This window comes from Nocardioides marmorisolisilvae (assembly GCF_031656915.1).
In the GTDB taxonomy this organism is placed as follows: Bacteria; Actinomycetota; Actinomycetes; order Propionibacteriales; family Nocardioidaceae; genus Marmoricola; species Marmoricola terrisoli.
The window spans coordinates 181,190-201,943 of the sequence record NZ_CP134227.1 but is presented as its reverse complement, the minus strand read 5'-3'; the positions used below and the strand labels follow the sequence as shown (position 1 = coordinate 201,943).

Sequence of the window (20,754 nt, the reverse complement as noted above, 5' to 3'; positions counted from 1 at the left end):
GCCGGACTCCGATCGCCTGCGCGTCCCGATCCGGAACTGCGCATTCCAGATCACAAGTTCCGTGATTCGCACACATGAGCCCGCATTTGCCGTCACCATGGTGACTGCCGACGCGGAGGGGCGTCGGCGATCGCATGCACCGCGCGCTCGCGCGCACGGCACGCGTGCGTCGGGACTGAGGGAGGCTCGACCATGGATCGCAGGAAAGTACTCCTGGCCACGGCAGCAGTGATCGCCGTGCTCGGAACACTTCTCGTGTTCCTCTACGTCCGCGGTGCCGACAACCGCGCCGCGCAGCAGTACGACGCGGTGAAGGTGCTCCGTGCGGTGAAGCAGATCGACCCGGGCGAGACCGTGGCAGCTGCCCAGGCAGCCGGCAAGATCGAGCTGGGCAGCGTGCCACAGGGCCAGGTGCTCCCCGGTGCGCTGACCGACCTCTCCGCCGTGAGCAACCAGGTCGCGAACACGACGATCTACCCCGGCGAGCAGATCATCTCGACCAAGTTCGGGGCGACCGGCTCCGGCACGACGCTGACGATCCCCAAGGGCAAGATGGCGGTGTCGGTCAACCTCACCGACCCGGCCAGGGTCGCGGGCTTCGTCAACCCCGGCGACGAGGTCGCGATCTACATGCAGGGTGCCGGCCTGGGCACCGCCGGTCCGTTCTCCCGGCTGCTGCTCCCCAAGGTCGAGGTGATCGGCGTCGGCACCACCACGGTGGTCTCGACCACCAAGACCGACAGCAGTGGGGCACAGACCACCGAGCAGCTCCCTCGCACGCTGATCACGCTGGCACTCGACCAGGCCGAGTCGGAGAAGGTGCTGTTCGCCAGCGGCAACGGCGAGCTCGCGCTCGGGCTGCTGAACAAGGACTCCAAGGTCCACCCCGATCGCGGTGTCTCGGGGTCGAACCTCTTCCGGTGAGCACGCGTTTCATGAGGGAGGGTTAGCAATGCCGGTCCTCGTCGAACAGGACAGCAAGCAGGCCGCCGCAATGACGGCCCTGCTCGCCGACGGCGCGCACGTCGTTGCCGGCACCGACCAGCTTGCTGCCTGGATGCAGAGCCGCCCCGACGAGTACGTCGTCGTACTCGGCCCCGATGTTCCGCTGCGCCAGGCCGCCGAGGTGGCCGACAAGCTGCGCACCACCCACCCGTCGGCCGGGGTGGTGCTGATCCGCCATGAGCTGACCACGTCGGTGTTCGAGTCCGCGATGAGCGCCGGGATCCCCTCCGTGGTCGCTGCCGGCGACACCGCGGGCCTTCGGAGCGCCGTTGACCGCGCCCGGCAGACCTGGGAGGCCATTCACGGTCCGGCGACCAGCATTGGCGGCACCGGCGGCAAGGTGATCACCGTCTTCAGCCCCAAGGGCGGCGTCGGCAAGACCACGATGGCGGTGAACCTCGCGCTCGCGCTGGCGAGCGACCCCGCCAAACGGGTCTGCATCATCGATCTCGATCTGGCCTTCGGCGACGTCGCCATCACCCTGCAGCTGATCCCGGAGCACACCATCGATGAGGCCGTCGGCTCGGAGACGACCTTGGACTTCTCCCTCCTCCGGCAGTTGCTGACCCGGCACGCCGACAACGTGATGATCCTGGCCGCACCGACGATCCCCGATGCGCGGGACCGGATTCCCGCCAGTCTGGTACGACGCGTCGTGACGACACTGCGCAAGCACTTCGACTTCGTGGTGATCGACACCTCCCCCGGCTTCGATGAGCCGGTGCTCCAGGCGTTCGACGAGACCGACGAGCTGGTGCTGGTGGCCACGCTCGACGTACCGACCGTGAAGAACATGAAGATGGCGCTGGAAACCCTCGACCTGCTCGACCTCGTCAAGGAGAACCGGCACCTGGTGCTGAACCGTGCCGACGACGAGGTCGGCCTGTCGGTGCACAACGTCGAGACGATCCTCAAGCAGTCCGTGGTGGCGGCGATCCCCTCGGACATGGCCGTGGCCAGCTCGACCAACCACGGGCGCCCGATCGTGCTGGGGCACCCGGACAGCCCGGTGTCGCAGTCGATCCGCCAACTCGCCGCGCGGCTCGCGGGGTCCGAGCTGCCCACCAAGTCAAGTGGCCGACGCGGCCTCCTGCGCCGCCACAAGCGGAACGGAGCGTGACCCGATGAGTTCATTGAGCGACCGGCTGGCCGCAGCAGCGCGCGGAGGCTCGACTCCAGCTCCCGAAGCACCCGCCCCCGCGGCCGCTCCCAGCTCGGAGGCCGCTCCCAGCTCGGAGACCGCTCCCAGCGGTGCCGGGGCACCGCCGCCTCCCCCGGCTCGGGTCCAGGGTGCGCACTCCGGCGACCCCCGCACCCGGGCACGCGCGAGCCAGACCCGCTTCGACGATCTCAAGGCGAGCGTGCACGCCGAGCTGCTGGTCCAGCTCGGCCCCCAGCTGTACGACGCCAACCTCACCCAGTCCGAGCTCGAGAGCAAGGTCCGCGCCGCGCTCATCGACGTGATGGCTGCGGACCACCGGCCTCTCACTGCAGGTGATCGCCAGCGCATCACCCAGGAGATCGCCGATGACATCCTGGGCTACGGCCCCCTCGAGCCCTACCTGCGCGACACCGACGTGGCCGAGGTGATGGTCAACGGGCCCTTCGACATCTGGCTCGAGCGCAAGGGCAAGCTGGTGCGGGTCGATGGCAAGTTCAAGGACGAGGCACATCTGCGCCGCACCATCGACAAGATCGTCTCCCGGATCGGCCGCCGTGTGGACGAGGCCTCCCCGATGGTGGATGCTCGCCTGCCCGACGGCAGCCGCGTCAACGCGGTGGTGCCGCCTCTGGCTATCGACGGGAGCTCGCTGACCATCCGGAAGTTCGCCGCCGACCCCTTCACCGTGGACGACCTCATCACGTTCGGTTCGCTCAGCGAGAAGACGGCGGAGTTCCTCGACGCCTGCGTCCGAGGAAGGCTCAACGTGATCGTCTCCGGCGGCACGGGAGCAGGCAAGACGACGACGCTCAACGTGCTTTCGTCCTTCATCCCCGACGACGAGCGGATCGTCACGATCGAGGACGCCGCCGAGCTCCAGCTCAAGCAGGATCACGTCGTACGCCTGGAGTCACGACCGGCCAATATCGAGGGCAAGGGCCAGGTGAGCATCCGCGACCTCGTGCGCAACTCCCTGCGGATGCGGCCGGACCGGATCATCGTCGGCGAGGTCCGTGACTCCTCAGCGCTCGACATGCTGCAGGCGATGAACACCGGCCATGACGGCTCCATCTGCACGGTGCACTCCAACGGACCGCGCGACACCCTGTCCCGCATCGAGACCATGGTGCTGATGGCCGGCATGGATCTCCCGATGCGCGCCATTCGCGAGCAGATCGCCTCGGCGGTCGACCTGATCGTGCACCAGGCGCGTCTCAAGGACGGTAGCCGCCGGATCACCCACATCACCGAGGTCGAGCGGATGGAGGGCGACGTGATCACGCTGCAGGACATCTTCGTCTACGACACCGGGGCCGGGTTCGACGCCGACGGGACAAGTCTCGGCACCCTGCGGGCGACCGGGCTCCGCCCGAAGTTCCTGGAGAAGATGGCGCACTCCAACGTGCGCGTCGACCCTCGCATCTTCGCGACCGGCGGCTTCCGATGAGACTCCTGCGCGGCCTGCTGGGCCCGTTTGCCGTCGCGGTTCTCGTCGGCGGAGCTCTCGCCGCACCGTCGTACGCCGCGGACGGCGTCAGCATCGACCACGTGCAGACCGGCAACGGCACGCTCAAGCTGCTGGTCTCGGTCCCGGGCACGGCCGCGGTCGATCTGAAGTCGGTCAGCGCGACCGTCGGCGGCACGGACGCGACGGCGACGGCCCAAGAGGCCTCGACGACCAACGCCGTGCAGCGCACCACCGTCCTCGCGATCGACACCAGCAGCAGCATGCGCGGTACCAGGATCAGGGAGGCGACGAAGGCTGCGCAGTCCTACCTGGACACCGTGCCGGCCAACGTCGCCGTCGGCATCGTGACGTTCGCAGACTCCGTCGACGAGCTGTTGCCGCCGACCACGGACCGTGCGGCCGCGCGCTCCGCACTGGGCGGTCTGAGTCTGTCCACGCACACCTCGCTCTACGACGGTGTCAGCGCTGCCGTCGACGCCACCGGCACGGCGGGCCAACGGGACGTCCTGCTGCTGTCCGACGGCAAGGACACCACTGGCTCGTCCCTGCAGGCGGCTCTCGACCACGTCCGCCGGTCCGGGGTGAAGCTGGACGCAGTCTCGCTGGCACGGGCAGACGCGAGCAACAAGCCCCTCAACGCGATCGCGCGCGCCGGACGAGGCACGGTGCTCAGTGCCGCCGACCCGACGACCCTGACCGCGGCGTACCGCAGCGAGGCCGCCGTGCTCGCTCGGCAGGTGCTGGTGACAGTGGCCGTGCCGGCCTCGGTGACCGCCAAGGACGCCGACGTCGCCATCACCCTGTCTGCTGCGGGCCAGAGCTACACGGGTTCGGCGTTCGTGGCCGTCCACCGGTCAGTCGCGACCAGTCCCCCGGCGACGCACGCCCCGACGCGAGTGCAAGCCGGCGCGCTGTCGATTCCATGGCCGGTGGCGCTCGGCGCGGTCGCCGCGATCGGCCTCGCGCTCCTGGCCCTGCTGATGGGGCTGTTCGGCGGCCTGCCGCAGCCGGTGGTTGGCGCATCGGTCGAGGACCAGATCGGCACGTACGGCGCCAGCGGCACCGGCAGCCGCCCGGGCAAGCGTGCGATCGAGAAGGAGGCCGGACTCTCCCTCGCCGACCAGGCCAAGGGGGTGGCGGCGCGCGCGCTGGCCAACAACCGCAGTCTCGAGGCCCGGATCGAGAAGAGGCTCGAGGCCGCCGGCATGGCGGTCAAACCGGCTGAGTGGGTGCTGATCCACGGCGGCATCGCGATCGCCGCCGGGCTGGTCGGCGGACTCCTCGGCGCGGGCAACCCGCTGCTCATCGTGATCTTCCTCGCCGGCGGGGCGATCGGGCCGTGGATCTTCCTCGGCCTCAAGCGCAGCCGCCGGCTGCGAGCGTTCGACAGCAGCCTCGCCGACACCCTGCAACTCATGTCGGGCAGTCTGTCCGCCGGGCTCTCGTTGGCCCAGTCAATCGACACCATCGTTCGCGAGGGGACGGAGCCGGTGTCCTCGGAGTTCCGCCGCGTCGTCGTCGAGGCCCGCCTCGGGGTCACCCTCGAGGATGCGCTCGAAGGTGTCGCCCAGCGGATGAACAGCAAGGACTTCAGCTGGGTGGTGATGGCGATCCGGATCCAGCGCCAGGTCGGCGGAAACCTCGCCGAGCTGCTGCTCACCGTCGCCGCCACCTTGCGGGAGCGTGAGTTCCTGCGACGCCATGTCAAGGCCTTGTCGGCCGAGGGCCGTCTCTCGGCCGCCATCCTCGGTGGGCTGCCGCCGTTGTTCCTCGTCTACCTCACCCTCACCAAGCCCGACTACGTGCACCCGCTGTACACGACGCCGCTCGGCTGGGTGATGTGCGTCGGCATCGCCGTCCTCCTCACAGTCGGCATCTTCTGGATGTCCAAGGTCGCGAAGGTGGACCTATGAGCATCCCAAGACGTTCTGCTCCCCCGCTTCACTCCGCCGCACAACGCCCCGGGGGCCCCGCATGAACACGTTGCTCCTACTGCTCGGCGTGGCGATGATCTTCGCCGCCCTGTTCGTCGTCTTCGCCGCCCTCGGGGGCCTCACCCAAGAGCGCACCGGCGTGCACCGCTCGTTGGCCGTGCTCGAGGCGCTGACCTCGGCTCCGCAGGAGATGAAGCAGGAGCTCGAGCCGCCGTTCAGCGAACGGGTGCTGATCCCCCTGCTCGGCCGGTTGCAGGGCCTCGGCAGCAGGCTGACCCCGGCCGACGCCAGCGTCCGGCTCCGGCAGAAGCTTGAGCACGCTGGCAACCCCAAGGGCTGGACGGTCGACCGGATCATCGCCGGGAAGGTCCTCTGCTTCCTCGCGGCGCTGGTGGTGTCGCTGCTTGCCTCAGTGGCGATGGGGATCGGCTTCCTGCCGACGCTCGGGTTCGTCGTGCTCGCCTCCGTCGCGGGCTACCTCACCCCGAACTTCTACCTCTACCAGGTGGCCTACAACCGCACCGAGCAGATGCAGCGGGCACTGCCGGACGCGATCGACCTGCTCACCATCTCGGTCGAGTCCGGGTTGGGATTCGACGCCGCAGTTGCTCAGGTCGCACGCAACTCCGAGGGTCCGGTGGCTGAAGAGTTCGCCCGGATGCTGCAGGAGATGCAGATCGGCCGCAGCCGTTCGGACGCCCTGCGCTCGCTGGCCGAGCGCACTCAAATGCCCGAGCTGCGTGCCTTCGTGAGCGCGATGGTGCAGGCCGATGCCTTCGGCATCCCGGTGGGTCAGGTCCTGCGGGTCCAATCGTCGGAGATCCGGGTCAAGAAGCGGCAGTGGGCCGAGGAGAAGGCCCAGCAGGTGCCGGTCAAGATCCTGATCCCGCTGATCTTCTGCATCCTGCCGTGCCTGTTCATCGCCGTGCTCGGGCCGGCGGCGATCTCTATCATTAACAACTTCTCGGGGACCGTCGGGTGAGCTGTCCGTGAGCCAGATCCGGCGGGTGGCACTCGCGGCCCGGGTGTTCAGCCTGGCCGCCATCCTGGCGATGCTTCCGGTGTCCGGCACGCCCACGGCCGATGGGGGCCTGATCGTTCTCCTGATCGCCGCGACGGGCCAGGTCCTGTCGTTGAGTCGGCGCATATCGGAGACCTGGATCGGCATCCTCGAAGGTGCCGTAGCGGCGGCAGCAGCGGTAGCGCTCGCTCCCGGCAACGACTCGGTGGTGCCCTACCTGACAGTTCCGGTCCTCATCGGCGGCCTCGCGGGGCGCATCAGCGGCCTGCTGAGGGTCATCGCCACCGAGGCCGTGGTGATGACCGTCGGCTTCCTCTTCCTTCACGAACTGAGCCGCCCGGTGGCGGCCCGTGGCATCGTCTGGATGGTCACGGGCATCGGTCTGGGCCTCCTCGGCGCCTCGATCCACCGCCTGCTGGCCGAGACGGCCACCGACACGTCGTACCGCAACGCCGCAGACCTCATCAAGCAGCTCCAGCAGGTCTCGGGACGGCTCAGCGATGGTCTCGACCTGACCGGCATCGCGGACACGCTTCTCGCTGCCGCATCGGACTGCCTGCCGTTACGGACCTCCGCCCTGTTCTCCCGCACGCCCGCCGGCACGATCACCCCGCTACGGTGCAGTGCGGGCAGCGTGCCCGAGGAGATCGGGGATCACCGGGCGCGAGAGTACGCCTGGTTCGACCGCGCCCCGATCGCTCAGGGCCGCGACCTCACGGTGCCGTTGGTCCGGGACGGACAGACGGTCGCGGTGCTGGCCGCCACCTGTGAGTACCCGCCTTCGCGCCAGGACCTGGACGACCTCGTGGCAGCGCTGTCCCCAGAGACCCTCAAGCTGCATGCCGCCCTGCTGTTCGACGGCGTGCGCAGCTCGGCCACCCAGGAGGAGCGCCAGCGTCTGGCGCGGGAGGTGCACGACGGCATCGCCCAGGACGTCGCCTCGCTCGGCTACCTCCTCGACGGCGTCACCCCCGCCGACCCTGAGCAGGAGAGCCAGCTGGGCGGGCTGCGCGAGGAGATCAGTCGCGTGGTGGGTGAGCTCCGCTACTCGGTGTTCGACCTGCGCAACAGCGTCACGGTGGGCCGTGGGTTGGGCGAGAGCCTCTCGGAGATGGCCCGCTTCGTCGGCAGCCGGACGACGATGGCCGTGCACCTCTCCCTCGATGAGTCCGGGCCGAGACTGCGCCCGAAGATCGAGTCGGAGCTACTGCGGATCGCACAAGAGGCGATCAACAACGCCCGCAAGCACTCTGCTGCGACCAATCTCTGGGTCACCTGCCGGGTGCGCGCCCCCGAGGCCGAGCTCGTCGTACGCGACGACGGCTCGGGCCTCGGCCCAGGACGCGACGACTCGCACGGGCTACAGATCATGAAGGAGCGGGCCGCGGCGGTCGGCGCCGACCTCGAGATCGACTCACCGGCGGCCGACAGCCGTGGAACCTGTGTGACGGTGCGTGTGGACCGCTAGCGTGGCTCCATGGCGAGGCTTACCAGCGTGGTGCTGGTCGATGACCACGAGCTGATCCGCAACGGCTTGGCGGGTGCCTTCGCCCGCGCCGGAGGCTTCGAGATCGTCGGCGATGCCGCCAGCGTCGCCCACGGCCTCGACGTCGCGCACGATCTACGCCCAGACGTCTTGATCACCGACGTCAACCTGCCCGACGGCTCCGGACTGCAGATCGTGCGGACGCTACGCACCGAGCGGCCGGAGATCGGGCTGGTCGTGCTCACGATGTACGCCGGCGACGAACAGATCTTCGCGGCCATGGATGCCGGCGCCTCCGGCTTCGTGGGCAAGGACGCCCCGAGCACCGACGTGGTCAACGCCGCCCGTCAGGCGGCGGTGGCGCCGCGCAGCTTCACCTGCACGGGTCTGGCCACCGCGATGGTCCGACGGAGGTCGTCGGCCTCGCCTCGACTCACCGATCGCGAGCGTCAGGTGCTGCAACTGCTGGCCGAGGGGCTCGGCGTCAGCGGGATCGCCAGCCGGTTGTACATCAGCGAGTCGACCGCCAAGGCGCACATCTCCAGCATCTACGAGAAGCTGGGCGCCGCCAACCGGGCCCAGGCCCTGATGACCGCGATCCGAACGGGTGTCCTCGGCGCGGAGGCACCGCCGCCCTGAGGCGGGGGCATAGCCCGAAAGGACTACTCCACGGATGGCCCGTCCTCGTCACTGAGCTCTGTCCGGAAGGGGAATGTCCCCAGGGCCGCCAACTGGAAGACTTTGTGATGGCCGAACCTGACCGTTCGGCCGGACAGTCACATCAGGACGAGTCCTCGGGAGGGACCATGTTCACTTTTATCTACGTCATGCTCGAGAGTGGAATCCATTCGGTCGATGAGCGACTGCGAGCACGCAGCGAGAAGGGCGCCTCGGCCGTCGAGTACGGGCTGCTGATCGCCGGCATCGCTGCGGTGATCGTCGTCATCGTGTTCGCGTTGGGCGGTGTGCTGCACAACGTGTTCACCAACACCTGCGCATCGATCAACAGCAACACGGCCTGCTGATCGTCGGCCGACCGGTTGCCCTGTGCCCGCCTGACGGGTCCTGGGCAGCCGGCTCCGGCCGAGGTCGCAATGCCCACCGGCCCAACGCACGATGACACCGGCGCCTCGGCCGTCGAGTACGGCCTGCTGATCACCGGCATCGCCGCCGTCATCGCCGCCGCCGTGTTTCTCTTCGGCGGGGCGGTGCTCAATCTCTTCTCCGACTCGTGCCAGTCAGTCGCCGCGCACGTGTCGACCACGTGCACCTGAGGCGCCACGCCGCGGACCGCTCACGTGCACCCGTTCACGGCCCCCGCACCGTGCTGGGCCTCCAGAGCCCATATCAGTGCGCCCTGTGCTCCAACGCCTCGGCGATGCCGACCCGCTGGAGCGTGGTCGGATGCGTCCCGAACCAGAGCTGACCCCACAGTGGAGGTGTGGGGTCGCTCTTCGAGGACACCGCGAGCCGGCGCTGCATCGCGATGAAGTCGCGATAGTCGTCGGTCGCCGCCAGCGACGCACGATCTGCGCGCGCCTCGATCGCCCGGCTGATCGTGTTCTCCACGGGACTGACCAGGAAGGTCGCCACCACGGCCAGGGCGAGCACCAGCGGCACCACCGTCGGGTCGTCCGCGCCGCCGGTACGGCTGCGCCGGAGCAACCGCTCGCTGGAGAGGACCATCCCCAGCAGGCCGATGCCCGCCACGCCGCCGGCGACACCGAGCACGGTGCCCAGCACGACGTCCTCGTGCCGGGCATGACCGAGCTCGTGCGCGACGACGACGAGGATCTCGCCGCGCGGCGCCTCACGGAGCAGGTTGTCGTAGACGACGACCCTGCGGGTGTTGCCGAAGCCGGTGACGTAGGCGTTCAGAGTCGTCGTACGACGTGAGGCGTCGGCCACCAGCACGTCGCTGATGTGCACGTGTTCCTTGTGGGCCAGGTCCATGATCTGCGATCGGAGCTGGCTCGGCCCCATCGGGGTGAAGTGGTTGAACAGCGGCTCCACCACGACGGGGTACACGTAGGACGCGAGCGCCCCCAGCACGGCCGTCGCCGCGGCGACCCAGACCGGCCAGCTGCGGGGGGCCCGGCGAGCGACACCCACCAGCACGAGGAGCAGGATCGCGGTCGGGACCCAGCCGACCCCGAAGGAGACTCCCTGGTCGTGCCACCAGCCAGAGGCCGGCTGGCGGCTCAGCCCGGCGGCGACAGCGCGCTGGTAGGACAGCCATTCGAACGGCAGCGTGGCCGCGGCCCCGATGGCCAGCACGATGGCGCTGCCGACGGCGACCTTCCACCACCAGCGCCCTCCCAGCCTGCGGAGCAGCCCGGCACCCCACGGTGTCAGCCCCAGCACCAGAGCGACCAGGCACGACACGGCGTACGCCGCCCAACCGAGGTGGCGCTGCGCGGAGGAGTAGCGCTGTCCCTGCGCGATCTGGTGGGCGGTGAAGACCTGGTCTGCGCGCACGTGCACGTAGTGGCCGCCCGGCACCCACTGCCACGGCACCAGGAGGGCGGCCAGCACGAGGAAGGCGACGGCCCCCACCACCGTGACCGCAAGACTCAGCCAGCGGTCCGGCAGTCGCCCGATAGGTGGGTTCATCGTGGTCCCCGGGCGACGGCAAGCGAAGCGCGTTCGCCCGGGGTCTTCATGGGCTCAGCCTGCCAGCCGGGCCAAGTCCTGCCGCCAGCCCGCCACGAACTGGGCTTGGCTCACCCCGACGATGTTGCGGAAGGCTGCGGACAGGGACATCCCGTGGTCGACGGCCCGATAGAACGCCACCAGCTTCGCCTCGCCGTACGTCGCGCCCAGGTAGTGGCAGGCCAGCCACGCCTCCTCGTAGGTCGCGCCCAGCCCTCCTGCGGTCGGCTCGAGATCGGTGGCGGTCGGCAGCCCGTGCGGCAGCCCGTGCTTGCGGATCCGGGCCAGGATCTGCGCTGCTGCGGTCTGCACCGGAACACCGGCGTGGTCGAGCGCGACGTAGTCGGCGAAGCCCTCCAGCAGCCAGGTCGGCATCTGCGCGAAGGGCGCGTTCGTCGCCACGTGGGTGGTCTCGTGGCTGACCACGACCTGGGCGCCCTTGGTCTTCAAGGTGCCGAACACGCTCGGGTTGAGGAACACGTGCACCGGCGCCCCCCGGATCGTGGAGCCGTCCACCGTGGTGGTCACCGCGGCGATGTTCGCGTACGTCGCTCGCTGCGCATCCAGCACCGAGTCGAGCTCCCCCTCGGACGCGGGGACCTCGATCACCAGGCGTCCCCGCCATCTCGGCAGCACGAGGTTGACGTCGCGTACGGCGTGCTTGGCCAGTCGGACGTAAGGCGCCGGGCTGCCCGGGCCTGCATCGAGAACCAGGGTCCGTGCCGTTCGGCGCACCTGCAGCGACCCGCGCATCCACAACGGACTGCGCTCTCCGTGCCCGCCGATCGCTGCGATCGTGGCAGTGCGTCGGCCCGGCACGAAGGTGAATGCCGCCTCCATGTGCGTGGCGCCGGTGTCCTCGGGGATCCGATAGGAGATCTGCACGCTGGCCACCCAGGCGCCCGCGCCGAATCTCGCGGCCTGCGCGCGGCTGGGCACGCCGAGGTTCGCGTCGAGGTAGTCGAGCGAGACATGGCGCACCCGGAGAGCGGCTGCGTTGCGGAGGATCTGCGGCACCAGGGCCGCGGCGCCTGGAGCCGCGAGGTCCGGCGCGGGCCGCCCGGTCGCGATGGCGCGACGGAGCGTGTCCAGCGCCTGCTGAGCAGCATCGGCTCGGGAGGCAGCAACGTCCTGCGGTGGCTTCGGCGGCCGGATGCTGACCTCGTGGCTGCACCCGGCCAGCGCAGCGAGGGCGACGAGCAGCAGCGCTGCGACCAACCCGGTCGCGCGCCACCGGCGTGGCTCAGCCAGGTCGGACCGCACCGGAGTACGGCATCGAGTGCAGGCCGGTGATCTTCACACCGACCGACGGGTTCTCTGCGTTCACGATCAGGCCATTGCCGATGTACATGCCGACGTGGCTGACCGGGCTGTAGTAGAACACCAGGTCACCGGGCTGCAGCTGGCTCTCGGAGACGCGGGTGCCGTAGCCCTGCTGGGCGTTCGAGCTGTGCGGCAGGCCGACGCCTGCGGCGCCCCAGGCCCGCATGGTCAGGCCGGAGCAGTCGAACGCGCTCGGCCCCGCCGCGCCGTAGACGTAGGCCTTGCCGACCTGGGCGAGCGCGTAGCGGACCGCAGCGGCTGCCCGGCCGGAGGCGTTCACGCTCGGGACCGGACCGGAGTAGTCCCCGGAGAGGAACTGCTGGCGCTGCTCGGCCTGGAGCTGGTCGAGCTGCTGCTTCGCTGCGGCGGCCCGCTTGTCGATGTCGGCCTTGTCCGCGGCCAGTTGGTCCCTGGTCTTGGTGAGGGCCTTGGCCTCGTCACCGACGGCCTTCTCACGCAGCTTGAGCCGGGAGAGCTCGACGCCGTACTGGTGCATGACCTCACCGCGCTGGCTGTTGTAGGCCGAGACGGTGTTGAGCTGGTCGAGGAACGACGACGGGTCGTCGGACAGCGCCAGCTGGGTGGCGGTCGAGAGCGCTTGGCCCTGGTACTGCTGGACCACCATGGTCGCGACCTGCTGGCGCAGTTGGTCGACGACCTTGCGCTGACGACCGAGGTCGGCGCTGAGCGCCTTCAGTGTCGTCGACGATGCATGCAGTTGCATCTTGGCGCTGTTGTAGTGCTCCGAGGCGATCTCCGCCTGATGGAAGAGCTTGTCCACCTTCTGCTGAACGGTGTCGACGTTCGGCTTGGCGGTGGCGGGTGCTGCGGTGCAGACCAACGTGCCCGAGAGGGCGGTGGCAAAGGCAGCGGCAACGATCTTGCGCGCCGTGTGGCGCTTCCGGCCGTCGTGCACGAGCGGACGGTCTCCTCTTTGTGTCTGACGCCTACCAGGTGAGCTGACGGATTCGGGCCCAAAGAAAAGCCCTACCAGCACACGTCAGGCCACGGTGGCGACCTGCATGGTGTGCCGGATTCACCCCAAGTTAGTGGTTCCCCGGCTCCAGTCTCGCGCACCCCCCGTGGGCACGAAACCGGATTCGACGCGGCTCCTGAGCAGACCTGGTCGGCCCGCTGGTCCAGCAGCCATGAGGCACACACACTAACCGCGCTGGGCGATGACTGGCAAAGAAAACGCGCGGGTCTGTGGATGTGTTCTCGCCCACGACGGTCCTCTCAGGCATCGCCTGTCACATCGGCCACGTGAGCCACACAGGATGGGTCGGGCCCGCTCACGCCGACTCGACCTCCGGTCCCCGCATGGCTGTGACCAGGCGCAGCGGCGGCACCAGGCCCGAGTCGGCCAGGACAGCCAGCGCCTGACGCTCGTCCTCGTCGAAACTGAGCTCCGGAGGTGGCCCCAGGAGCACCGTCACCACGCAGTCGTGGCAGGCCAGCCCACGCACCAGGCAGCTGTCGCAATCGACCAGAACGCTCATCTCGTCACTCCTCGTCATCACCGGGGGAAGTCGGTGTTCTCACACGCTGCCAGCCGCCACCGACAACAATCACCGGGTGGACTTCGACGCCTTCGCCCACCGCCTCGTGCTGGGCGCCGCTGCTGTCGCCGCCTGCCTGATGCCTGCCCAGAACGACACCTGGTGGCAGTTGCGGGCAGGCGCCGACATCTGGCGCACCGGCACGATCCCGCTGGTCGACCACCACTCCCTCACCGCGGCGGGACGGGACTGGCCCGACCACGAGTGGCTGTGGCAGGCAGCGGCGTACGCCGTGCACGCAGTCGGCGGGATGCCGCTGCTCACTGCCGTGAATGCCGCGATGGCGATCGCCGCCCTCATCGTCGTACGCCGGTTGGCGCCCGCGCGTGGCCGGGTGGGGATCATCGTGCTGGTCCTGGTCATCCCGCTGCTGAGTGCCGAGTGGACGTTGCGTCCCCAGGTCGCGACCCTGCTCTTCTTCGCGGTGACCCTCTCGGCGCTGGCCCACGATCGGTTCCTTGTGCTGCCTCCGCTGTTCCTGATCTGGGCGAACGTGCACGCAGGCGTCGCCGCCGGCGGGCTGCTCCTGGTGCTGGTCACCGGCACCGCGCTGATCGTGCATGCTCGGTCGCGCACGGTCGCGTCGCGCGGCCGCACCGTCCGGGTCGGCCTGGTCACCGCGGTGTGCGCGCTGCTCACGCTGCTCAACCCGCTCGGACCGGTGCTGTGGCGCTACGTCCTCAGCTCGCCGTCGACCCCGGGCCGGTCGTCACTACAGGAGTTCCACACTGCGTTCCATCTCGACCCGGTCAGCATCGGCAGCTGGATCTTCATCGCCGCAACCGCCGCGGCCGTCGTCACTCGCCGTGACCGGTTCGCCAGCTGGCCGAACCTCCTCCTCCCGGTGGCTGCGATCGGGATGTCCGCGCTGACGATCGTGGCCGCGCGCAACGTGGCCCTGCTCATGTTGGTGGCGCTGCCCACGCTCATCGTGGCGTTCTGCCCCGCGGATCCCGGCCCTCGCGACGTGGTGCCCGCGGCCCGACAGCTCCTCGGTTGCGCTGCTCTGGTCGGATGCGTCGTGGTCGCACTGAGCTGGGCCCAGCCCCTCGGGCGGCTGGGCTGGAACCCGATCAGCCCAGCCGCACAACGAGCGGTCCGCCAGTGTCCGGAGCCGCTGTACAACACCTATGCCGAGGGCGGCCCGCTGCTGTGGTTCGTGCCTCAGGTCCCGGTGTTCATCGACAGCAGGTTCGACCCGTATCCGTCGTCGGTGGTGCTCGAGGACCGCCACGCCGAGGCGAGCGGCGACTACCGCCCACTCTTCACGAGATGGCGCATCCGATGTGCCGTGGTGCCACCCGGCTCCGCGATCGCCGGTTCACTGCGCAGCGACGGCTGGAGGCAGCAGTACGCCGACGCCGACTGGGCGGTGCTGCTCCGGCCGGTTCGGTGAGGTCCCCCGGCGCGTTGGTCGTCCGAACTGTCGGCGCCGCTGCCTACCGTCAGCAGCATGACCACCCGGACCGGGCTCCTGGGACGACCCTCGCGATCGACACAGATGACGTTCGACGAGCTCGGCCGCGCGCTCCGTGACGTCACGTTCTGCGTCGTCGACCTCGAGACCACCGGCGGATCGGCAGCGGGCGGAGCGATGATCACCGAGATCGGCGCGGTGAAGGTCTGCGGCGGCGAGGTGCTCGGTGAGTTCCAGACGCTGGTCAACCCGCACACCACGATCCCTCCGTTCATCGCCGTCCTGACCGGCATCACCAATGGGATGGTCGCCACGGCTCCGACCATCGACTCCGCGCTGCCTGCCTTCCTGGACTTCGCCCGGGGATCGGTCCTGGTCGCCCACAACGCACCCTTCGACATCGGGTTCCTGCGACACTTCTGTGAGCTCCAGGGGCGCCCGTGGCCGAGCTTCGAGGTGCTGGATACCGCACGCCTTGCCCGCCGCGTCATCACCCGTGACGACGCACCGAACTGCAAGCTCAGCTCACTCGCGGTGGTCTTCAACGCCGAGACCACACCCAATCACCGCGCCCTGTCGGACGCCCGGGCCACTGTTGACGTGCTGCACGGGCTGATCGGCCGGCTCGGTGCGTTGGGGGTCCAGACGCTCGAGGAGCTGCAGACCTTCTCCGCCCGGGTCACCCCACAGCAGCGCCGCAAGCGCCACCTGGCCGAGCACCTCCCCCACGCCCCAGGCGTCTACCTGTTCCGCGACGAGGCCGGGCGCGTCCTCTACGTCGGCACCTCGCGGGACCTGCGCCGGCGGGTCCGGTCCTATTTCACCGCCTCCGAGACGCGCTCGCGAATGGGCGAGATGGTCGGGTTGGCGGCCTCCGTCACCGGCGTCGAGTGCGCCACAACGCTCGAGGCCGAGATCCGCGAGCTGAGACTGATCGCCGAGCACCGCCCGCCGTACAACAAGCGCAGCCGCGACCCCCACAAGGTGCACTGGCTCAAACTCACCAACGAGCCCTGGCCCCGGTTGTCGCTGGTCCGAAGGGTGCTCGACGACGACGCCGACTACTTCGGCCCGTTCAGCTCGCGGAAGACGGCGGAGAAGTGCCTCGCCGCCCTGCACGAGACCTTCGCGGTCCGGCAGTGCACCGGACGGCTTCCTCTTGGGCCCTCGCGCTCGCCGTGCGTGCTGGCGGAGATGGGCCGTTGCCTGTCCCCCTGCGACGGCAGTGTCACATCGGAGGACTACGCCCTGGTGGTTGCCGAGCTGCGCGACAACCTGCTGGTGCGCGCGGACCGGGTCGTCGACACGATCACCGCCCGGATGAGCCATCTCGCCTCCGCTCAGCGCTACGAGGACGCCACCACCCATCGCGACCGGCTGGCCACGTTCCTCCGAGCAGCATCACGTCGGCAGCGACTCGGGGCGCTGACTCGATGCCCGGAAGTGGTCGCCGCACGACGCGAGGAGTCCTCGGTCCGACAGGGTCAGGACGACCTGTCCCGCTCGGGGCAGGCACGCTGGGTGGTGCACGTCGTACGGCACGGCCGCCTGGCAGCGGCCGGCGTGATCCCACCGGGCGCGCATGCGGGCGAGTTCGTCGCCCAGCTCCGGGCGAGCGCCGAGACCGTCCTGCCCGGTCTTGGTCCGACACCGGCGGCAAGCGCCGAGGAGTCCGAGAAGATCCTGCGCTGGTTGGAGTCACCGGGCGTTCGGCTCGTCAGCGTCAGTGGCGAGTGGTCCTGCCCGGTGCGGGGTGCGGCGCGACATCTCGCGCTGCACGACGCCGTCGAGGTATCCCGACGCAGCCTGGTGCCGTTCGACGAGCGTCGCGAGCTCGCGCCGGTGCATCGGCCCGCCCGCTGATCCGGCTACGGTTGGCCCATGATCACCGCCATCGTCTTCGTGAAGGCCGACGTCGCCCGAATCCCCGAGGTGGCCGAGGCGATCGCCGCGCTCGACGGAGTCAGCGAGGTCTACTCGGTGACCGGGCAGATCGACCTGATCGCCATGGTGCGGGTGCGCTCCCACGACGACGTCGCCGCGGTCGTCGCCGACCAGCTCAACAAGGTCGCCGGGGTCCTCGAGACCGAGACTCACATCGCGTTCCGGGCCTACTCCCGGCACGACCTGGAGTCGGCGTTCTCCCTCGGCCTGGACTGAACTGAACGTATGTGGCCGAGCGAGTGTCCATGACGCAGCTCGAGGTGCTCCTGCCGTTCTACGGCGACCCCGACCTCATGAAGGCGGCGGTCCGGAGCGTGCTCGCCCAGGACTGCACGACCTGGCGGTTGACAGTGGTGGATGACTGCTACCCCGACCCGAGCATCCCCGAGTGGTTCGATGGCCTGGACGACCCTCGGGTGACCTATCACCGCAATGACGCGAACCTAGGGGTGAGCGGCAACTTCGCTCGCGCTCTCGAGCTGGCCGAGGGCGACTACGTCGTCTTCCTCGGCTGCGACGACCTGCTTCTTCCGCACTATGTCTCCTCGATCAGGGGCGCGGTCGACACCTACCCGGACACCACGATCATCGCGACGGAGGTGGAGGTGATCGATGCTGACGGTCTCGTCGTTGATCCGCTGGCCGATCGGGTGAAGCGTGCACTATCCCCTCGTCCGCTCGGTCACGTCATGGGAGGTGAGCGGCTGCTGGGTTCGCTCCTGCGGGGGAACTGGACCTACTTCCCGAATCTTGCCTGGCACCGCCCGACGGTGCTCGAGTACGGCTTCAATGAGACGTACGAGGTGGTGCCGGACCTGGCCCTCCTCGTTGACCTCATCCGCAACGGCGGAACCATGGTCGTCGTGCCGGGCACACACTTCCAGTACCGCAGACACCCGGCCAGCGTCTCTGCCCTCAGGGCGTTGTCCGGCGAGCGCTTCCGGGAGGAGCGCGCCTACTTCCGCGAGGCACGCCGTTCCTTGCTGGCCCAGGGGCAGCGACGAGCGGCGCGCGCCGCCCGCTGGCATCTCAGCTCGCGACTCCATGCGCTGGCGCTCGTTCCGCGGTCAGTCACGAGCACGGGTGAACGCGAGGTCGTCATCGACCTGCTCCGACACGTCGTGGGATGACCCCACGCGTTCCCGATCGCCCCAACCCCACACTGACGCCGACCAAGCGGCCCATCCCAACAGCACCACCGCGCAGACGAGAGTCACCGAAGGCTGGTGCCACGCGGCATCGGTACGCGACACCCGACGATGACTCTCCATAGCGAGGACGTGCAGGAGACTGCCCAGGTTGATCGCAGCGAAAGATGCGCACACCGTCGGTACGATCAGGTGACTCACCTGAGGTCGCCAACGCTCGAGCGCCAGTGCACCCAGCAGTGGCACGCCGACGTCCAGGGGCAGCCCGTATCGGCCCTGCCAGATCGCGCCGGTGGTGGAGTACGTGGCTGCCGTGAGCACTCCGGGCATCAGCACGGCCCCGGCACTGAGCACGATGAAGACGTACCGCATACGTCCGACGGACCGCCGATAGCAGGTCACCCAGAACCAGACCAGCACGACGATGAAGACCGGATAGACGAACGCCGGCGCCGGCTGGTCCCGGAACGGGAACGCCGCGATCGTCGACAGGGGCCAACTGAGAAGGTTCTGCCACTCCCAGTGCGGCTTGCCGTCTTGGGGCAGTTGAGTACCGCCACTGCTCCTGATCCATGCGACCTGCTCCAGCACCGAGAGCAGAGTGAGGACGCCGATCGCCGTCGCCGCCCCTCGGCGCCGGCGGATGACCTCCGCGAAACGCGAGAGGTCGAGCGCGGCGCAGATGGCCACCACGACCACCAGGAAGCCCGGACCGAGCTCCCGTAGGTTGCCCAGGATCACGGCGGCAACGCCGACGACCCACAGCAGGCGCGTCTCAGTCTGCGGGTCCTCTACCCGGCCGAGCCCGAGCAGCGCGCACCATAAGGCGACGGCGGCGGCGATCTCGGGACCGTTGGGCGCAGCCACCGTGGTCGAGTAGAGCGCCACCGGGGTGAGCGCGATCATCAGCGCGATGCCCCGCCACGGCCCGGCACGCTTGAGCCCGAGCGACCAGGCTGCGGCGCCGATCAGCAGCGTGCAGATGAGCGCCGTCGCGATGCGCATCGCATACAGGGCACCTGCCCCGCTGAACGGACGAGCGACGGTCCCGATCACCCAGTAGAAGGGCGGGTTGTAGTTCGCGGCACTGGAGGCGATCCGAACCGTCCCGTCACTGGCCTCCGAGACCGGGAAGCAGTTGTCCAGCCCTGTGTAGGGCAGCGACCAGCACTGACCCGCCGCCGCCGCCGCGATGTCGGCAGGTACGCGCACCAATCGCCCGCGGCCGTCCTCGGCGTACCTCCCCGCCGTCCACTGGCCATGAGCAACCGCGGCCGCACGGTAGGCGTGGTCCACCTCGTCGATGCCGCGAAAGGGAGGGAGTACGGCGATCCAGGCCGCCTGCATGAGCGCGATGCCGATCATGACCAGCACCGCGAAACGCCGCGGACTCACCGGGTCAGCTCGTCGTTCGGTGTCCGACGATCGACCGCAGCCGCGCGCTCGGCATCGCTGATCGCGATCTGCCGGGTGAGCTCCACGATCCGGGCCTCCAGCTCGCCCATGCGACGGAAGATCACCGTGACCACTAGGAGCGACGTCACCGCGAGCGCGTACAGAAGCAGGTCCGCGCCACGGCCGATGCCCAGCCCGTTCGCCACCCACGTGACGAGAGCGGGAAAGACCACACTCACGGCCCCCAGGACCAGGACGAGCAGTCCCATCAAGCGCCAGAGCGCGCGGTGGCCGGCGCTGTGCGTGCCGCGCATCGCGAGCACGCCGAACAGCGCGATCGCGGCAAGCAGGAGCAACTTGATCGGCATCGTTGAGCTGGCCCCCCTCCAGGGCATGTCGACGCATCGAAGCGTAGTTCGCTCAGGCCTCGCGCGCGGGCGAACGATGAAGATCGGTCATTCGGCTGCGAAGGGGCCTTGCGACTACCTACGCTCGGCCTTGGGAGGGCGAGGATGAGGGAGAATTCCGACGCCTGTGTAGTAGTTCCGATGTACAACGAGGCGACCGCCGTGGGCGCCGTCGTCGCGGAGCTGCGTCACAGCTTCGACCATGTCGTCTGCGTGGACGACGGGAGCACCGACGACTCCGCACGAGTCGCGACAGCAGCCGGCGCGACGGTGCTGCGCCACCCCATCAACCTGGGGATGGGAGCCGCGCTCCAGACCGGTTTCAGCTATGCCCTGCGCAACGGGGCGCCGGACTGGATCGTCACGTTCGATGCCGACGGACAGCACCGGGTGACGGACGCGGTCCACATGGTCGAGCGGGCCCGCCGCGAAGCGGTCGACCTCGTACTCGGGTCGCGCTTCCTGGGCGGACCGAGTACGACGATGCCGGCGACTCGCCGGGCAGTGCTCCGGGGCGCGGTCCACTTCACTCGGGTGACCAGCGGCCTGCGCGTCAGCGATGCGCACAACGGTCTCCGTGTCCTCTCGCGGCGAGCCGTCGGCGAGCTCCGGATCACGATGAGCGGGATGGCCCACGCCAGCGAGATCCTCGACCAGGTCGCCGCGAGAGGGCTCAGCTGGGTCGAGCACCCAGTGACCGTCGACTACACCGACTACTCGCGGGGCAAGGGACAGAGCAACCTCAACGCGATCAACATCTCGCTGGACCTGATCGGCAAGCGTCTCCGCACCGGAGGGGTGCGTCGCGCGGGCCGCAGCATCGCACACTGACA

General features: G+C 69.2%; 20 protein-coding genes and 1 riboswitch. Of the genes, 14 read left to right on the top strand and 6 right to left on the bottom strand.

Annotated features, from left to right (window positions below):
- Positions 1-192: 192 nt before the first annotated feature.
- The 9 genes from cpaB to Q9R13_RS00900 all read left to right on the top strand — a co-directional run bounded on the left by cpaB (position 193) and on the right by Q9R13_RS00900 (position 9,350).
- Positions 193-924 (top strand): Flp pilus assembly protein CpaB, encoded by a 732-nt coding sequence (cpaB, locus tag Q9R13_RS00940; RefSeq protein WP_310963161.1) that lies wholly within the window; start codon positions 193-195, stop codon positions 922-924.
- A 28-nt stretch (positions 925-952) separates the two neighbouring features.
- The gene (locus Q9R13_RS00935) at positions 953-2,125 is read left to right on the top strand and encodes an AAA family ATPase (protein WP_310963160.1); all 1,173 of its coding nucleotides are present in this window, start codon (positions 953-955) and stop codon (positions 2,123-2,125) included.
- 4 nt (positions 2,126-2,129) lie between these two features.
- Entirely contained in the window at positions 2,130-3,614 is a 1,485-nt protein-coding gene (locus Q9R13_RS00930; protein ID WP_310963159.1) for a CpaF family protein, read from the top strand.
- A complete protein-coding gene (locus tag Q9R13_RS00925; protein ID WP_310963158.1) occupies positions 3,611-5,548 on the top strand; it encodes a type II secretion system F family protein in 1,938 nt (645 codons plus the stop codon). Before Q9R13_RS00930 ends, Q9R13_RS00925 begins: the two co-directional genes overlap by 4 nt.
- Before the next feature lie 61 nt (positions 5,549-5,609).
- Complete coding sequence (locus Q9R13_RS00920) at positions 5,610-6,551, top strand: type II secretion system F family protein (RefSeq protein ID WP_310963157.1); 942 nt, start codon at positions 5,610-5,612, stop codon at positions 6,549-6,551.
- Between the two features lie 7 nt (positions 6,552-6,558).
- Complete coding sequence (locus Q9R13_RS00915) at positions 6,559-8,058, top strand: sensor histidine kinase (protein ID WP_310963156.1); 1,500 nt, start codon at positions 6,559-6,561, stop codon at positions 8,056-8,058.
- Positions 8,059-8,067: 9 nt separating this feature from the next.
- On the top strand, positions 8,068-8,715 hold the full coding sequence (locus Q9R13_RS00910; RefSeq protein ID WP_310963155.1) for a response regulator transcription factor: 648 nt from the start codon (positions 8,068-8,070) through the stop codon (positions 8,713-8,715).
- 167 nt (positions 8,716-8,882) lie between these two features.
- A complete protein-coding gene (locus Q9R13_RS00905) occupies positions 8,883-9,101 on the top strand; it encodes a Flp family type IVb pilin (protein WP_310963154.1) in 219 nt (72 codons plus the stop codon).
- A 69-nt stretch (positions 9,102-9,170) separates the two neighbouring features.
- Positions 9,171-9,350 (top strand): Flp family type IVb pilin, encoded by a 180-nt coding sequence (locus Q9R13_RS00900; RefSeq protein ID WP_310963153.1) that lies wholly within the window; start codon positions 9,171-9,173, stop codon positions 9,348-9,350.
- 73 nt (positions 9,351-9,423) lie between these two features.
- Here Q9R13_RS00900 and Q9R13_RS00895 read toward each other — a convergent pair whose 3' ends face one another.
- The 4 genes from Q9R13_RS00895 to Q9R13_RS00880 all read right to left on the bottom strand — a co-directional run bounded on the left by Q9R13_RS00895 (position 9,424) and on the right by Q9R13_RS00880 (position 13,550).
- Positions 9,424-10,689, bottom strand: coding sequence for a M48 family metallopeptidase (locus Q9R13_RS00895; protein WP_310963152.1), 1,266 nt, complete (start codon positions 10,687-10,689; stop codon positions 9,424-9,426).
- A gap of 54 nt (positions 10,690-10,743) precedes the next feature.
- A complete protein-coding gene (locus tag Q9R13_RS00890) occupies positions 10,744-11,991 on the bottom strand; it encodes a gluzincin family metallopeptidase (RefSeq protein ID WP_310963150.1) in 1,248 nt (415 codons plus the stop codon).
- Positions 11,972-12,967, bottom strand: coding sequence for a C40 family peptidase (locus Q9R13_RS00885; protein ID WP_310963149.1), 996 nt, complete (start codon positions 12,965-12,967; stop codon positions 11,972-11,974). Before Q9R13_RS00885 ends, Q9R13_RS00890 begins: the two co-directional genes overlap by 20 nt.
- 13 nt (positions 12,968-12,980) lie before the next feature.
- Positions 12,981-13,167: riboswitch (cyclic di-AMP (ydaO/yuaA leader) on the bottom strand.
- A gap of 176 nt (positions 13,168-13,343) precedes the next feature.
- Positions 13,344-13,550 carry a hypothetical protein gene (locus Q9R13_RS00880; protein WP_310963148.1) on the bottom strand — a complete coding sequence of 69 codons (207 nt, stop codon included), beginning with the start codon at positions 13,548-13,550 and terminating at the stop codon, positions 13,344-13,346.
- 76 nt (positions 13,551-13,626) lie between these two features.
- On the opposite strand from Q9R13_RS00880, the gene Q9R13_RS00875 reads away from it, so the two are divergent.
- From Q9R13_RS00875 to Q9R13_RS00860, 4 genes are read left to right on the top strand one after another with little or no spacing between them, the layout of a single operon-like run.
- On the top strand, positions 13,627-15,006 hold the full coding sequence (locus Q9R13_RS00875; RefSeq protein WP_310963147.1) for a hypothetical protein: 1,380 nt from the start codon (positions 13,627-13,629) through the stop codon (positions 15,004-15,006).
- A gap of 57 nt (positions 15,007-15,063) precedes the next feature.
- Positions 15,064-16,890: a DEDD exonuclease domain-containing protein gene (locus tag Q9R13_RS00870; protein ID WP_310963146.1), complete on the top strand. Its 1,827-nt coding sequence runs from the start codon at positions 15,064-15,066 to the stop codon at positions 16,888-16,890.
- Positions 16,891-16,908: 18 nt separating this feature from the next.
- Entirely contained in the window at positions 16,909-17,187 is a 279-nt protein-coding gene (locus Q9R13_RS00865) for an Lrp/AsnC family transcriptional regulator (RefSeq protein WP_310963145.1), read from the top strand.
- Between the two features lie 29 nt (positions 17,188-17,216).
- Positions 17,217-18,101, top strand: coding sequence for a glycosyltransferase (locus Q9R13_RS00860; RefSeq protein WP_310963144.1), 885 nt, complete (start codon positions 17,217-17,219; stop codon positions 18,099-18,101).
- Here Q9R13_RS00860 and Q9R13_RS00855 read toward each other — a convergent pair.
- Positions 18,039-19,514, bottom strand: coding sequence for a DUF2142 domain-containing protein (locus Q9R13_RS00855; protein ID WP_310963143.1), 1,476 nt, complete (start codon positions 19,512-19,514; stop codon positions 18,039-18,041). The genes Q9R13_RS00860 and Q9R13_RS00855 overlap by 63 nt on opposite strands.
- Positions 19,511-19,882 (bottom strand): DUF2304 domain-containing protein, encoded by a 372-nt coding sequence (locus Q9R13_RS00850; RefSeq protein WP_310963142.1) that lies wholly within the window; start codon positions 19,880-19,882, stop codon positions 19,511-19,513. Before Q9R13_RS00850 ends, Q9R13_RS00855 begins: the two co-directional genes overlap by 4 nt.
- Before the next feature lie 144 nt (positions 19,883-20,026).
- On the opposite strand from Q9R13_RS00850, the gene Q9R13_RS00845 reads away from it, so the two are divergent.
- Complete coding sequence (locus Q9R13_RS00845; protein WP_310963141.1) at positions 20,027-20,752, top strand: glycosyltransferase family 2 protein; 726 nt, start codon at positions 20,027-20,029, stop codon at positions 20,750-20,752.
- Positions 20,753-20,754 lie beyond the last annotated feature (2 nt).